This window comes from Cognatundibacterium curvum, assembly GCF_014284235.1.
GTDB lineage: Bacteria > Pseudomonadota > Gammaproteobacteria > Burkholderiales > Burkholderiaceae_D > Undibacterium > Undibacterium curvum.
On the sequence record NZ_JACOGD010000001.1, the window covers coordinates 213,686 to 228,524 of the forward strand.

Genomic DNA, 14,839 nt, shown 5'->3' on the forward strand with positions numbered 1-14,839 from the left:
CTGATTACATGCGCCTTATGCGCCGCGATCCAGGCAAGCATTCAGACGGCGGACATTCCTTCCAGGGCGCGCGCTGCCGCGAGAATGCCACCGAGAATTCGGTCAGCGACCTTTTCAGAGAACCCGGCTGGCAGCTGCGCGCGGACCTTATCTATAACTGCAGGTGTTCGGGTAATGAAATCCTGGATGAGGGGTTCCGCGCTGTTGCCGTAACCTACTTTTTTTGCAGTATTGTTGAAGTGGCGTCGCGTGATTTTATGCGCCAGGTAGTGCTTGCTTTTTCCGAACAGTGCCATAGCCATTTTGATGTCCTGTTCTGCCCACTGATTTGGACCATTGCCCATAGCAGGGTAGGCGGACATTACGTCATAGAGGGGCGTCATCTTGAAGCGCTGTTCACCAGCGAGTAGCTGGATGCTGAAGTTCTTGGCGTGACCATCTGGCGCCCGTAGTATCCAGAACAGTAGTTGCGCAGCCAACAGTGTGTGCATGTCTGCGACCGCTTGTTGTGACTGTTGCAGCAAGGTGAATATCTGCCGCAGGCCCGGGCCTCCCTCGTTTTCGTATTTTATTAGTGGCGAGGTCCCGGTCGCTTGACAAAAATCTTCTTGAACCAGTCGGAACAGCTGCTTACCATCTTGCGACAGCGTCCGGTCAAAACGCTCGACGACGAGCACCCGTTGTGTACCGAAAGTCATAATCTCAGCATTTGCCGTTGGCAATCCGTACTCTCTGAGCAGACGCAGGCACAACCACTCGTTGTCGACCGACGTAGTGAAGTCTGCTTTTTTTCCGCCAATTAGTCCGATCCGGAGCTTGAAGATGTGTGTCGTCGGTGTTGCGCCACGCGGTTTCATCCATTTTCCGTTCCACCATAGGAACGCGTCCTTCTCTTGCGCGCCGGCCAGCGAAATTCTGAAGTCGTCATCAGGGTCTTGCATGGAGCCGTATTGGCCCGGATTAATCACGTCCAGCAAGTGTCGCTCTATATCCTCATCTTCAACGACGATGCCGTCAACCTTTCCTTGCCCTTGTGGGGTGATGCCCTCAGGCAGAAGCTGCAAAGCACCAACACAGTCCCGGCCAACAGCCGCGAGCAGGTCGAATGCTTCGATCGAACCTGTCTTGAAGCGGGCTGCGACCCGTCTGCGAATGGCGTCGCTATCTGGCAACAATCCATCAAAGTAGTATAAAACGCGGTTTCCCTTTAACGGTTCGTTATGAAGATTAAATGGAAGGGATAGTGAGATCGGACGCCCACGTGGGGAATTGTGCCAGGCCGCGTCGTATTGCAGTTCGGATTCTCCCGAAGCTTTGACCGTCCAGCGCCCGACGTAGTCCCCATTTGCCCAGAGATTGAGTGTTTGGCTATGCGCGCGGCGGCCCATGATTACCACTCCGCAGAGCTGCCAGGCTCACCCTCAATTGGTTCGCTGATCCTCAGCTCCAACCCGATTACAGCGCACCAACTAAGCAACTGCTTTAGGCTGATTTCATCCGGATGTTGTTCCAAGTGTGAAATACGGTTTTGACTTAAGCCAAGGCGATGCGCTACCGCGGTCTGCGTGAGCTTACGCCGCTTGCGTGTAGACAGCAGCAGTTGACCTAGCTGTGGTGTGGTGATAACAAGCTGGGATGCGGGCACGGTTGACATAAAAAATATCCATTACTCAGATAAAACCAATATATCCGATATTCGGATAAAGTCAATATAGCTGAATAACGGATAAATCTAAAATCTAAATTGTCAGAATTTAGGATAACTCTTTGTTGATTATGAATAATAAGTGGCAGCTGATTGAGAGCTTCCCCTGAAATTTAGTTCCCCAAAGGTGACGTAAAATCAACGACACTTTGGAAAGACAAATGGTGAACAGAATACCAAAAGCAGCTTACACGACCGAGTTTAAAGAGCTGGCCGTTAAACGTGTTTCAGATGGTGAAGCCATCTCTGTAGTCCTCAAGGAGCTGGGCTTAAGTGGTCAAACGCTGCGCAACTGGATCAAGGCTGCGTCGGAAGGAAAACTGAAAGGTACAGGCACGAAAGCCGTCACACCAGAAGCCATGGAGCTATCCCGTTTAAGAGCAGAAGTGGCCAGACTGAAAAGGGAGCATGAAATCATAAAAAGGCGGCGGCATACTTCACGAAAGATGTTCTGTGAAGTATGCATGGATCGCAGCCAACAGCAAAACCTATTCTTTAGCAGAGATGTGCACCGTTTTTGAAGTCAGCGTGAGTGGCTATCGTACCTGGCAACGCGACGTAATTCCTGGCCGAGAGCGCTTAACAGACGCCCAGAGCCGACCGGCAGCCGGGGCCATGCATCATTCAGATCGTGGCAGTCAATATGCCAGTCAAGCGTTTCAGGGCAAGCTCAAGGAGTTTGAGTATGATTTGCTCCATGAGTCGCAAGGGAAATTGCTGGGATAATACACCGACCGAGAGCTGGTTTAACAGCGTCAAGAATGCGCGTTATCATGGAATTCGCTATGCAAGCCATGATGCAATGAAAGCTGCGAGCTTTGAATATATTGAGGTGTTTTATAATCGAACGCGGCAGCATTCCACATTAGGTTACCGCTCGCCGGTTCAATATCTGGAAGACTGGGTAAAGAAACAAAATCAAGAGAATCTCGCTGCATGACATTCACCTGATGGTGAACTCATTGTCGAGGGAAGGTCAAATACCGCTCACTCTTGTAAGTGAGTGTCTGGTTGGATTTGAGATTCTGTTCATTCATAAGAAACGAAATTAACTCAGTCTGAAGGAAACTGTAATGATCGTTATTTGGGTATATTCGTCCACTGTAGTTCTTTGTTTAGGTTTGGTTCCTTCTTTGCTACCAAAAATTTTTGGTGGGATATCGAAGGAATATAGAGATTATTACTCGAGGCTATTTTTATTTGTTTCTACGATTGGTTTGTTAAAAATGGCATTCGGTTTGTCGCTGGATGTATTTGGTTATTTGCTGTGGGGGACGGTTATATTTTGTATCGGGCTGACTTGGCGAGAGTCGAGAGCTTGTAGTCCTCTAAAGTGGATAGCTTGGCTGCAGATAACATTCGGTGTGATTGCGAATATTTCTTATTTCTCTAAGAGTATGTTTGCATTTTTGGCGCATTAAAAAGCCTAAGGGGTGGCGCAATTCAGACCACCACTTAGGCTACGATCTAAAGAAAAAATGTCAGGCTACGCCCGATTCCAAACTCTATCCATGAACAAATGCTGCGAGGCAAGGACTCGGCTTTGCAAGGCCTCATCGTTATGTAGGCGCGAAGCAGTGTTTCGCTGTTTTCCTATTCCACCGCCCATTACCCTCCCTGCCACCCCTAACGCAGCAGACTTGGCCGCCACCGAAGACATTCAACTCACCCCCCCGCGGTCAAAGCCCAGGAACTCAACAACAACCCGGTACAAATCTATAACTGGGTCAGAAACAACATCAGCTTCATCCCCAGCTATGGCTCTATCCAGGGCAGTGAACTCACGCTACAAAACAAACGCGGCAACGCCTTCGACACCGCGAGTCTACTGATTGCTCTGTACCGTGCAGCAGATATTCCAGCCAGATACGTCTAAGGCACAATTGATGTGCCAGCCGACAAAGTCATGAACTGGGTCGGAGGCGTCACCAAAGTCGAAGCGGCACAAAGTTTAGTCGAGGAAGTTAAATCTTGAAAGAAAAAATGAGAGCTAATCCGGTTGTACCCTACGGGTCTGGCCTTGAGCAATTCGACATTTCACATCGGCGGCATTATTCGGAGTGTAGGCCGCAGCATGCTGCCGTCTGATTTAATGCACTGTATCTGAGCGCTGTACAGCCGGCGGAATATCCTGCAGCTGAGTATTGCCAGGGGCGCCGGTGGCTATAGGCGTTTGCTCTGATCTGCTCAGTATATAAATCAGCGAAAAGCTTAATTTAAAAATCCGCTCAAAGCCAAACCAGCAAAACAGATAAATAATTTGTGTCGCCGAGAACAGCTCTGCGTCGTAGGGGGAGAGGTGGGCGCGCGAAAACAGCAAATTGGTACACAACAGGGCGATTAAGGTGATGAGCATGCTAAACCAAAGTTTATTTTCTATCGCTGATTTCATATGTGTTCCATGTTTTAAAAAATTCAGGAAGCAGCCAGACAGCAGTTTTCCTGAGTGTGGGTAAGTGGGGCAGCTAGCGCCACCATGTTACTGCTTGATGTGTTTTTTGCATACTATCATTGGCAATAAAATTTTCATTAAGATTGACGCAGAATTGTCCCGGCAAGACTGGAACCCCCTTTGCTGCTGTGAGAAATATCACTGATATGCGATGTCCGTTAGACCAGCAGGCAACATCTTGCCTGAAACCCTGGCTACACCCGCGGTACGGCAAGGAAGCATCACGCCACTGGGGCGGTTTTGGGTAGGTTCTATGCGTAACATTTTTTTGAATATTTTGAGTATTCTTTTGCAGGTAAATCGTCCGGGCACAAGCTGAACGCAGGTCCAAACCCAATTGGGTATGCCAGTTGAACAGACTTTTGCTAAATGGTCGACGCGGATACACAGGGCAGGATGATACCGGTCAGAGTCTTCATCTGATACAAGTAACGAGAAACGATGCAGCTCTGGTTGAATGTGGCGCTTTATGCGGGCAATCTGCAATTTATGCGATACTTGACGGTTTCTGTGTATGAACATTTTGCAGGCAGTCTGCACAGACTGTCTGCCTATAACTGTCGGGGAAAGTATGCGTGGTTTTCGCTGGATGTTTTTAGCTTGCACTCTGTGGGCCGGTGTGGTGTCGGCTTCACCGCCGAATCCGGTACGTGGTGCAGAGTTTCAGGTATTGGGTAATCCTATGCCGGTACGGGCGGCTGAGAAAAAAGTCGAGGTAATCGAGTTTTTCATGTACCACTGCCCGGCCTGTAATGCGCTGGAGCCTGCGCTGCAGGACTGGTTGAAGAAAATGGGCGATAAAGTCGAATTCCGTCGCATCCATTTGCCGTATTACGGAGAAACCGACCCTGAAGCGCGCATGTTCCTGACGCTGGAAGCGCTCGGTATGGATAAGGAAATGCATGCGCGTTTGCTGATTACCTGGCATGTTCAGCGTAAGCGTTTGCGCAGCGATCAGGATAATCTGAGCTGGGCGGTGACACATGGCATAGATCAAAAGACCTTTTTGGATGCGTATAACTCGTTTTCTGTGCTGAGTATGATGAAGCGCCTGCCGCGTCTGGTGGAAAATTATGGTGTCACGTCAACTCCGACTTTTGTGATTGATGGCCGGTATGTGACGCAGACATCGATGGTGGTTGAGGCCAATCCTAAGCTCACCAATGATGAAGTCCTGCCTGCTGCTTTTCAGGTAATGGAAGTGCTGGTAGAGCGCGTCGCTAAAGAAAAACAGAGCAAACAAAAATAAACGCTGCGGCGCAGGCCAGACAGGGAAAGTATAGCAATGAAAATCGGGATAGTCGGTGCCGGGCATGTAGGCAGTACTGCTGCGTATACGCTGGTTTTACAAGGCATAGGCAGTGAGCTGGTGCTGGTCGATCAGCAGCCAGCGCTGGCACAGGCGCAGGTGATGGATATTCTGCATGCCACGCCGTTTTCTCACCCTGTGCATCTCCGTGCCGGGCAGTATGCCGACTTGCAGGATGCTGCGCTGGTGATTGTGGCGGCGGGTGTCAGTCAGCAAGCCGGAGAAAGCCGGCTGGCTTTATTGCAGCGTAATGCGGATATTTTTGCGCACATTATTCCCGCTATCCTGCGCTACGCACCGGATGCAGTGCTGCTGATTGCGACTAATCCGCTTGATATCATGACCCAGGTGGCGACCCGGATTGCCGTGGCGGCGGGGGCGGATGCACGCCGTGTGCTGGGTACAGGCACCATGCTTGATACCGCCCGTTTCCGCGCTTTGCTGGGGCAACACTGTGGTGTCGCGCCGGGTTCTGTGCATGCCTATGTATTGGGCGAGCATGGCGATAGTGAAGTGCTGCTTTGGTCCAGTGCCAGCGTGGCTGGTGTTCCTTTAAGCCAGTTTGCGGCTGACCGTGGCTGCAAGCTGGATGCAGCTGTGATGGCACACACCGATCAGGCGGTGCGCCGTGCCGCCTATCAAATCATTGCTGGTAAAGGCGCCACGTATTATGGCATCGGCGCAGCGATTGCCTTGCTGAGCCGCTGCATCCTGTTTGATGAGCGTCAGGTTTTGACGGTTTCTTCCGTGCAGGATCAGGTGCAGGGCGTGCGCGATGTGGCTTTGTCGCTGCCGCAGGTAGTCGGGCGGGCTGGCATCCTGCAGACCTTGCATCCGCCACTCGACAGCGCAGAACAACAGGCACTGGCGGCCAGTGCGCAAATCATCTCTGAGCATGTAGCTGGTCTGGTGCTGAACTGATTTTCCGGGCTGGATGCCTGGGTTTGCCAACTGGTCTCTCCGGTTGCACGACTTGATACACCGGCATTTTTTATGTGTGAGCTGGCTGGCTTGCCGCATACTGCGCAGACTTCAGTGTCTGGCATCAGACTGTCAATGACTGGCAGACACCTTTAATCATTCATCTGTTCCGGAGCGCCATCATGCCTTCTCGATCTCTTTCTGTCTTTTTAGGTGGCGCGCTGTTAGCCAGCTGTTTCAGCATCGCCAGTGTGCACGCAGCGGAGCTTGCTGCCGATAGCATGGCCAGCAAAGTAGTGACTATCGCTGCCGGTGAGCCGGGTGCGGCGACCAGCTTGAGCGGCGCTCAACTGGCAGAGCTGCAATACCACGCAGGTATGCTGTTCAATAATGGCATTGCCGGTGCTAAGAAAGACCCGGCGCAAGCCTTGTTCTGGTTTCAGAAATCCGCAGCAGCGGGTCATCCTTTAGGTGCTTATAAGCTGGGTTGCTATTATGCGGGCCAGTTTCCGGGTGTGATCGCGACCGATGATGCTCAGGCCTTACATTTTAAGGGTATCGCTGCTGAAGCCGGTTATTCACTCGCCCAACATGATGTCGCGCTGCTATATCAAAAGCAGGGCGACTGGCAGCGCGCCCTGAGCTGGTACAAGAAAGCAGCAGATCAGGGTCTTTTCCCAGCGGTGATCAGAATGGCCTGGCTCGCTTACTCTCAGCCTGAAGCAGACAAACAACTGGCTTATCAATATTTCTTGATTGCGCAAAGTCTGCAGTCAGACCAGACCAAGGCTAAGCCTGAGTTGATGCAAGCCCTTGATGACTTGCAGGCGCGCTTATCCGACAGTCAGAAAGCAGCGGCGCAGCAGGCTGCCCGGCAATGGCGTGCTGCGCCTGCCGCACTCAGCGTAGAGGCAGCGCAGGGCGTGCAGCGCTTATCGGCGCTGATGCGCTCAGCTGGTCAGTCTTAATGCTGATCCGACTTTACGTCTAACAAAAATCCCGGCTGTGGGTGCTCAGGGCACCGATCAAATGACTCATGTCGACCAGGCGTTTGGCGATCAGGTGCTGTACTCCCTGTTCGTTTTGCCAGATACCATAGACGCCCAACAGCCGGGCACTCAGTATTTCACGTCTTTGTTGTTCGACCAGAGAGGGCCAGATGATCACATTGACTGGCCCGCTTTCATCTTCCAGCGTCAGGAATAACACACCTTTGGCAGTGCCGGGCCGTTGTCTGACGGTGACCAGTCCACAGGCGCGTGCAAACTGACCGGACTGAAACGTTGCGAGCAGCCGTGCTGGCAGAAAACGCTGCTTCAGTAACTGTGCCCGTAACAGTGCGACTGGGTGTCGTCGCAATGTAAGGCCGGTACTCTGATAGTCACTCAGTATTTGTTGTCCTTCGCCGGGTGCCGTTAATTCCGGTGTGCTTTCTGCGACACGGGTTGGCTGCAGCAAATCCTTATCGGCGACTGCGGCTACCGCCTGCCACAAGGCCTGACGCCGGTGTCCGGCTAACTGGATGAGCGCATTGGCGGCTGCCAGGGTTTCCAGTTCATGCCGGTTCAGTCCGGCGCGGCGTGCCAGATCAGCCGTATCCTGAAATGGGCCAAGGGCTCTGGCTTGCATGATGCGTTGTGCGGTCGCTTCAGACAGGCCCCTGATCAGCGACATGCCCAGTCTGACTGCGGCTTGTGGCGTGTTGGTATAGCGATTGTGAAACCAGTCATTACTGAGCGTGCTGTCCCAGTCACTGTGGCAAACGTCGATTGCCTGTACCTGTACATCATGCCGTCTTGCATCCTGTATCAGTTGTGAGGGCGTGTAAAATCCCATAGGTTGTGAATTCAGCAGCGCGCACAGAAAGACGGCGGGTTCATGGCATTTGATCCAGCTGCTGATGTAGGCCAGTATCGCAAAGCTGGCAGAATGACTTTCGGGGAAACCGTATTCACCAAAGCCCTTTATCTGTTCCACAATTCTTTCTGCATAAGCCTGCTCGTAACCATTGGCCTGCATGCCACTGATGATGCGCGACTGGTAAGCTTCCAGACCGCCTTTACGCTTCCAGGCCGCCATGGCGCGGCGCAGATTATCGGCTTCACCGGCGGTGAAACCCGCAGCCAGCATAGCGATCTGCATCACTTGCTCCTGAAAAATCGGTACTCCCAGCGTGCGCCCCAGCGCTTTCTGCATGGCGGCATCATGATGCTGCTCTACCGGTTCCAGCCCCTGACGGCGGCGCAGATAGGGATGCACCATGCCACCTTGTATCGGGCCCGGCCTGACGATGGCGACCTGTACCACCAGATCGTAGAATTCGCGCGGTTGCAGTCGTGGCAGCATACTCATCTGGGCGCGCGATTCGATCTGAAAAACGCCGATGGTATCGGCCTGGCAAATCATGTCGTAAGTCAGCGGGTCTTCGCGCGGGATGTCTTGCAAGCGGGCTGGTTTGCCGGGGATGTTTGCCAGCAGATCGAGTGCGCGCCGTATCGCTGACAGCATGCCCAGTGCCAGCACATCGACTTTTAATAAGCCCAGCGATTCCAGATCATCTTTATCCCACTGGATCACGCAGCGCTCTTTCATGGCAGCGTTTTCTATCGGTACCAGCCGCGATAGTTTTCCTTTGGCGATCACAAAGCCGCCGCTGTGCTGTGATAAGTGGCGCGGAAAGCGTAATAACTGAGTCGCCAGAGCCGCCCATTGTTGTGCGATGGCCGAGCTGGTATCGAGTCCACATTCGGCGAAGCGTGCCAGCAGATCCTGTTTGCTATCGAACCAGCGATGGGATTTGGCCACCGCATCGACGATATCCTGATCGATGCCTAAGGCTTTTCCGGTTTCACGCAAGGCACCGCGTGGCCGGTAGGTGTGGACGGCGGCGGCCAGCGCAGCGCGTTCGCGTCCATATTTGCGGTAAATATACTGCATGACTTCTTCGCGCCGCTGATGTTCGAAATCGACATCGATATCAGGCGGTTCGGCACGCTCTTTGGAGATGAAACGTTCGAACAGCAGGGTGTTCACTTCCGGATTGACTTCGGTGATATGCAGGCAGTAGCACACCACAGAATTCGCGGCAGAGCCGCGCCCCTGACACAATATGCCTTGCTGACGCGCGAAGCGCACGATGTCGTGCACGGTCAGAAAATAGGGTTCATAAGCGAGATCATTAATCAGATGCAGCTCGTGTTCTATGCGCTGTATCAGGCTGTCGCTGATACCATTGGGATAGCGGCGCTGCGCACCCCGGTACACTTGCTGCCGCAGATAACTGGCCGGGGTATAACCAGGCGGGACGATTTCATCCGGATATTCATAGCGTAATTCATCGAGTGAAAACTGACAGGATTGCGCAATGCGTATGGTGGCAGCCAGCGTTGCAGGCGGATACAGCCTGGCCAGTCGCAGCCGCGAACGCAGATGCTGCTCGGCATTCGGAGCCAGCGCATAGCCGCATTCCGTGAGTGTTTTACCCAGTCGTATCGCTGTCAGCGTATCCTGCAAGGGCTTGCGGGAACGTACATGCATGGTCACCTGACCCAGCGCCACCACCGGCAAGCCATAGCTGGCGGCGCTGTGCAGCACGTGTTGCTGTTGATAGTCGTCGGCAGCCTGCAGTAATAAAGTCAGTCCCAGCCAGCCGCTATGCTGACCTGAACGGTGAAAATACTGAGCAAACCACTGCAATTGCTGATCCAGTATCGCCGGCCGCAGCGGATATTCCGGCAGCAGTATTACGCAACAACCGGGCAGACCGGCGAGGTGGGCGTAAGCGCTGTCGTTGGGCTGCAGATCTTCGGGTTTGAGCAGGTAATTGCCTTTACTACAGCGGCTGCGTGCCAGCGTAATCAGCTCCGACAAATTGCCATAGCCCTCGCGGTTTTGTGCAATCACCAGCAGTCGCAGGCAGGATAGCGCATCGCTGTCATGGCTGAGTGCGAACCAGCTACCAATCAGCAGTGGCAATTGCTGTGCCTTGGCTTCGTCATGCGCACGTACCACACCGGCCAGCGAGCATTCGTCAGTGATCGCCAAGGCCTGATAGCCTAGCCTGGCGGCACGTTTGACCAGTTCTTCGGCATGGGAGGCACCATGTAAAAAACTGAAATTGGACATGCAGAGCAGCTCTGCATAATCGGGCAAATTGTGCCCGTAAGCCGCATCTGCATTGGGTGTTCCATTTTTGGATATTCCATTTTCGCCCGGCTTACTCATCCGAAAATCCCGTGTAAAAACCAACTGAGCGCTATCGCATCGCCGTCGGTTTGCGTCACGTTGCGCTCACGGTAGATCCAGTACAGCTGATGCCTGGCATGACTGGCAATGAAGTAATCCCTGACCTGTGTGCTGTCGCTCCACCAGCCTGCCTCTATGCGTTCGGCCGGTGAAATGATGGTCAGCACCGATCCGGCATACCAGGGTTGATGCTGACGCAGTGTCAGCGCCAGCGGCTGGGCCAGCAGCCAGACCGGGCGCAGCAAGGCATGGGCTGCGCTGGTGGCAACATGGGCTTGCGCTGATTTTTTATGCAGTACGGAGACCCATTGATTCGCAATGTCCGGCCGGAAATCCGCCTGCGGTGCGGCCTGCAATACCTGATGTTCGCCCAGCCTGGCCACCAGCAGTGAGAGCAGACGCTGATGATCCTCTGGTTTGCCGCCCGGTTCGGGAAATAAATCCTCGCTGTGTAACTGGCGGCTTGCGGTTTCGGTGGCTTCCAGCTCCAGCGCAATCACAGGACCGCTCAGACCCAGTTGCTGCAGACGTTCACGCAGCAGCAGTTGTAAGTGTGCTTCTTGCCAGCCGGGCTCGGCCAGCATGATGTTGAGCTGGCTGGGGGCGATCGCGCTACGGCCGCGCTCATGGTGTAAGCACAGGCGTAACTGACTCAGGGCCAGCTGTTGCAGCCGCAGCCAGCTGCACAGCTGGGTCAGCAAGGCCTGCACATACGGCAGTAACTGATCGCTGCGTTCCAGGCGGCCAGCCAGCTCGCGTTTAATATGGAAGGTTTCACTGGCGACGACCCAGAGATGCAGCGCAGTTTCTTTGCCATAGGCCTGATCCAGTTCCTGTAACAAGGCGGCACCACAGCGTCGTTGTAAACCGGCGCGCGGCAGCTTTTGCAAATCTTTGAGCTGATGGCAGGCCAGTCCTTCAAGCAGATCGAGATAGGCTTGCGCCTGACTCAGGGTATGCACCGGTAGCTGATCCATGACAGTAGCCAGCTTGCGCGGTGACAGACAATAGCAGGCGGCTTTGGCGCGCTCTGCAGCATACAGCGCGAGCAAGGCTGCTGCTTTAGAAAACGGCGCACAGGCCAGGCTGACGCTGAGCCCCAGCGCCTGCACAGTCAGGCGTATGCGCTGACGCAGACGGCGTATGCCACCGAACAGACGCAGGCTGCTGCTGACTTCAAGCACAATGCCAGCTGCGCCATGCAGCGCGACCGATGGGGTGTACTGCAACAATGCCAGCGCGGCGGCTTGTAATAAGTCTTGTTGTTTGCGGCTGTCACAGGGGAAAAAACTGGCGTCGGGCAGCAGCATTTGCACCCCGCCACGACGCATGCCTGTGCGTACCCCAGCCGTGCGCGCCGCCGGGCTCATCGCCAGCACACGTTGCTGCTGCAGGATGACACTGCCCTGATCATGCTGCTGCCATTCCCAGCGTGGAATAAAGGCTTCCAGCGCCAGATGCGGAAAGTGCAGCGCCACCCATAGTGCGGGTTTGCGTTCTGCTACAGCCTGTGCCGGATTTGGGTTGGAACTGGGGGACATGAGTGCTGCCTGTGGTGTCGGGGGCTGGTATCGCCGTTGTCATGCAATCAGGACTGCAGGATGTCGCGCGCCACCTGGCTGCTGCGTGCCACATCCTGCGGCAAACCTTGCGCACGATCATGACTTAAGCCAGCCAGATAAGGATGTTGCGGCAGGTACAGCGGCAAGGAAGCGACAGACTGTGCGCCGCGCCGTTTCAGTATCTGCACTTGTAAGCCATAGGACACGCTGTGTACCTGTACCCGCAGCAAGGCGGGGGAGGGATTGCTGGCGACGTTTGCCGGCCGCAGCATAAAAAATGCCATTTGCGTCTGCTGTGCCAGCAAATGCAGGCGGCGTAAGGCTTCCGGGCGTATCGCTGTCTGCCAGAATAAGAGCGCGGCACAACTGCCATGGCGGATGATTTGCTCTGCCGCCCACAAGCTGTCCTGATGTTTTTGCGTCGGCAGCCAGAGCAAGCGCTGAGCCGGGATCTGTTGCGCAGTAAAGGCTGCTATCTGCGGTATATGCGGTGGATTCAGTAAGGCAATCGGGCCGGAGCGTATCTGACTTAAGGCGGGCAGTAAGAGCCGCATTTCTGCAGCGCTCCCCGGTTCGCTCAGGATTTCCGTCATGCGCCCTAATGGCCAGCCGCCGCCCGGCAATTCTGTGCGCAGCACGGCATAACCGGTGTCGGTAGTCGCCAGATCGCTATGCGCCAGCTGATTGGCGCGCCAGAGCGCAGGATGAAGGTGTTCAAGAGTAGACATGATAGCGGCTGAAAAGCAGGGCGCTTTTCAGCGCTCCGGGATAATATACTGATTAAATATACAGTATATTATCCCGGAGCGGACTTTTCAAACTTTTCTGGCTTTTTATCTGACTGTGGCCAGCGCTATGCGTCGCTGTGAATAGTGACTTCAGGCAGGTTCAGGCTCAGGAGGGCGAGAAATGATGGCTATTCCTGCCGCTCTTTTTCACGGTGTACAAGGCTTCATCTGCTCTTTCTATCAGGCTGGCAGGCGCGAATTCCTGGTTACGGGTGAAGCTGATACCGATGCTGGCACCGATGATGACTTGTTCATTGTCGGAAATAGAAATCGGTTGCTGAGTCAGCTGGATGATTTTGTCGGCAATTCTTTGTGCTGTCTCTAATTCACTCACACCTCTGAGCAAAACCACAAACTCATCGCCACCCAGGCGCGCGATAAAGTCAGTTTTTCGTAAGGTAGCGCTCAAAATGGCGGAAAAATGCATGAGTACCTTGTCACCGGCGGCATGTCCATAGCTGTCATTCACTTCTTTGAACTTATCCAGGTCGATCAGCAGCAGGAAAAAATCACAGCCTGCATGACGTGCATTTTCTTTCGCCAGGCGGCTCATTTCCCGCTCAAAACCCAGCCGGTTATGGATATTGGTTAAATGGTCGGTGACCGCCAGACGATTCGCCTGTTCTTCACTGAGTTTGCGCTCGGTGATGTCATTCATCAGGCCTTGCAGCACACCGTTTTCAGCCGAATGTATCACCAGATGTATCCATTTCTTTTGACGTAAGCCCTGACCGGTTTCTATCAGGAAGTCTTCGGACGCGGGCTGCGCGGTTTGTGTCGTCTGATCTATCATCAGGTGTAATCTCAACTCTTGCCCCTCCAGCGCTTGTAACAGCATGGCGTCATTTTCTGCGATGCTGCTGATACCGAGCATGCGCAACAAGGCCTGATTACAGGACAGCAGCAGTCCTTCCGGATTGATCTGAAAAATGCCAGTTTCTGCATTATCAAACAGTGTCTGGTATTTCCTCTCTCCTAAGGCATGCTGAATGCGCAGCCGACGTTCTTCATCCAGCGTATTGACCAGATTGCCTATCAGCTGATTCACATCGCTGACCAGCGTGCCCAGCTCGTCCGATCCATGATAGGACAGTGATTGCAACAGCTCACCTTTTTCCGGCCTTAAACGGTGCAGGCGGGAGGAAATACTCATAATCGGACGGGTGATCAGCACCAGTATCAACGCGGCTACGATGAGCGCGATCGCAATCGCTTGCAGCAGCAACAGGTAAGCAATGAAGCTGGCTTTTTCCGAACTTTGTGCGCGTATCGCAAGCTGATCAGTTTCCATCGCTACGGTACAGACTTGTTCGGTGGCGTTGAACGGAGAATGAATATTTCTTTGTATGCCGTTGGTGTTTGCGGTGGCTGACAGGATTTTATCGATGGGGCTGGGGTTTCCATCCGGGTCGCGCCGGAAGCTGGCCAGTACGTGTTCTTTTTGATAAATCACAATCTGACGGATGTCGTGATTTTTACTTAATCCCTGCACTAATTCTTTGGCCAGATTGGCATCGGATAAATAACAGGCTATCTGTGCGGTATTTTCAACAGAATTCAGCAAGTCATGCATAATTTGCACCGCCTGCTTCTGTTCCGCACGCAGAAAATACAGGTAACTGACGGTAGAAAATAATCCACCGATCAATAGCGTAATGCCCAGCACGATGCTGGTACTCCGGAACACGATACTGGTTCTGAATAGTTCTCGCATAATCGCCGATAGAAGCAGGGTGCACTGCATTGTTCGCACAGAGTCTGCTGACATAGGGTCAGCAAGCCGGCTCTCCGATGTACCGCATACAGAGATGAATGACTCATGTTCAGACGCATCTAACTGTCCGGATCCGTCGCTTT

11 protein-coding genes and 2 pseudogenes are annotated in these 14,839 nt (G+C 53.5%); 6 read left to right on the forward strand and 7 right to left on the reverse strand.

Annotated elements, in window-relative coordinates; all coding sequences use genetic code 11:
* Positions 1–41: 41 nt before the first annotated feature.
* Both H8K43_RS01000 and H8K43_RS01005 read right to left on the reverse strand, forming a co-directional pair.
* Positions 42–1,388 (reverse strand): type II toxin-antitoxin system HipA family toxin, encoded by a 1,347-nt coding sequence (locus H8K43_RS01000; RefSeq protein ID WP_186902132.1) that lies wholly within the window; start codon positions 1,386–1,388, stop codon positions 42–44.
* 2 nt (positions 1,389–1,390) lie between these two features.
* Positions 1,391–1,654: an XRE family transcriptional regulator gene (locus H8K43_RS01005; RefSeq protein ID WP_186902133.1), complete on the reverse strand. Its 264-nt coding sequence runs from the start codon at positions 1,652–1,654 to the stop codon at positions 1,391–1,393.
* A 215-nt stretch (positions 1,655–1,869) separates the two neighbouring features.
* Between H8K43_RS01005 and H8K43_RS01010 the strand changes: the two are divergent.
* From H8K43_RS01010 to H8K43_RS18880, 3 genes and pseudogenes are all read left to right on the forward strand, one after another.
* A pseudogene (locus tag H8K43_RS01010) lies at positions 1,870–2,645 on the forward strand (transposase).
* Positions 2,646–2,778: 133 nt separating this feature from the next.
* The gene (locus H8K43_RS01015) at positions 2,779–3,126 is read left to right on the forward strand and encodes a hypothetical protein (protein WP_186902134.1); all 348 of its coding nucleotides are present in this window, start codon (positions 2,779–2,781) and stop codon (positions 3,124–3,126) included.
* A 290-nt stretch (positions 3,127–3,416) separates the two neighbouring features.
* Positions 3,417–3,581 (forward strand): annotated as a pseudogene (locus tag H8K43_RS18880) (transglutaminase-like domain-containing protein); the annotation flags it as partial.
* Between the two features lie 213 nt (positions 3,582–3,794).
* Here H8K43_RS18880 and H8K43_RS01025 read toward each other — a convergent pair.
* The gene (locus H8K43_RS01025) at positions 3,795–4,097 is read right to left on the reverse strand and encodes a hypothetical protein (RefSeq protein WP_186902135.1); all 303 of its coding nucleotides are present in this window, start codon (positions 4,095–4,097) and stop codon (positions 3,795–3,797) included.
* A 631-nt stretch (positions 4,098–4,728) separates the two neighbouring features.
* Here H8K43_RS01025 and H8K43_RS01030 point away from each other — a divergent pair.
* From H8K43_RS01030 to H8K43_RS01040, 3 genes are all read left to right on the forward strand, one after another.
* A complete protein-coding gene (locus H8K43_RS01030; RefSeq protein WP_186902136.1) occupies positions 4,729–5,406 on the forward strand; it encodes a thiol:disulfide interchange protein DsbA/DsbL in 678 nt (225 codons plus the stop codon).
* A 36-nt stretch (positions 5,407–5,442) separates the two neighbouring features.
* Positions 5,443–6,387 (forward strand): L-lactate dehydrogenase, encoded by a 945-nt coding sequence (locus H8K43_RS01035; RefSeq protein ID WP_186902137.1) that lies wholly within the window; start codon positions 5,443–5,445, stop codon positions 6,385–6,387.
* Positions 6,388–6,569: 182 nt separating this feature from the next.
* Complete coding sequence (locus H8K43_RS01040) at positions 6,570–7,355, forward strand: tetratricopeptide repeat protein (protein ID WP_186902138.1); 786 nt, start codon at positions 6,570–6,572, stop codon at positions 7,353–7,355.
* A gap of 19 nt (positions 7,356–7,374) precedes the next feature.
* Here the strand turns inward: H8K43_RS01040 and H8K43_RS01045 are convergent, their stop codons facing one another.
* From H8K43_RS01045 to H8K43_RS01060, 4 genes are all read right to left on the reverse strand, one after another.
* The gene (locus H8K43_RS01045; protein WP_186902139.1) at positions 7,375–10,611 is read right to left on the reverse strand and encodes an error-prone DNA polymerase; all 3,237 of its coding nucleotides are present in this window, start codon (positions 10,609–10,611) and stop codon (positions 7,375–7,377) included.
* Positions 10,608–12,173, reverse strand: a complete 1,566-nt coding sequence (locus tag H8K43_RS01050) for a Y-family DNA polymerase (RefSeq protein WP_186902140.1) — start codon at positions 12,171–12,173, stop codon at positions 10,608–10,610. The genes H8K43_RS01045 and H8K43_RS01050 overlap by 4 nt, the downstream gene beginning before the upstream one ends.
* A gap of 47 nt (positions 12,174–12,220) precedes the next feature.
* Positions 12,221–12,922, reverse strand: coding sequence for a translesion DNA synthesis-associated protein ImuA (gene imuA, locus H8K43_RS01055; RefSeq protein ID WP_186902141.1), 702 nt, complete (start codon positions 12,920–12,922; stop codon positions 12,221–12,223).
* Between the two features lie 166 nt (positions 12,923–13,088).
* Positions 13,089–14,696 (reverse strand): sensor domain-containing diguanylate cyclase, encoded by a 1,608-nt coding sequence (locus H8K43_RS01060; protein WP_186902142.1) that lies wholly within the window; start codon positions 14,694–14,696, stop codon positions 13,089–13,091.
* Between the last annotated feature and the right edge of the window lie 143 nt (positions 14,697–14,839).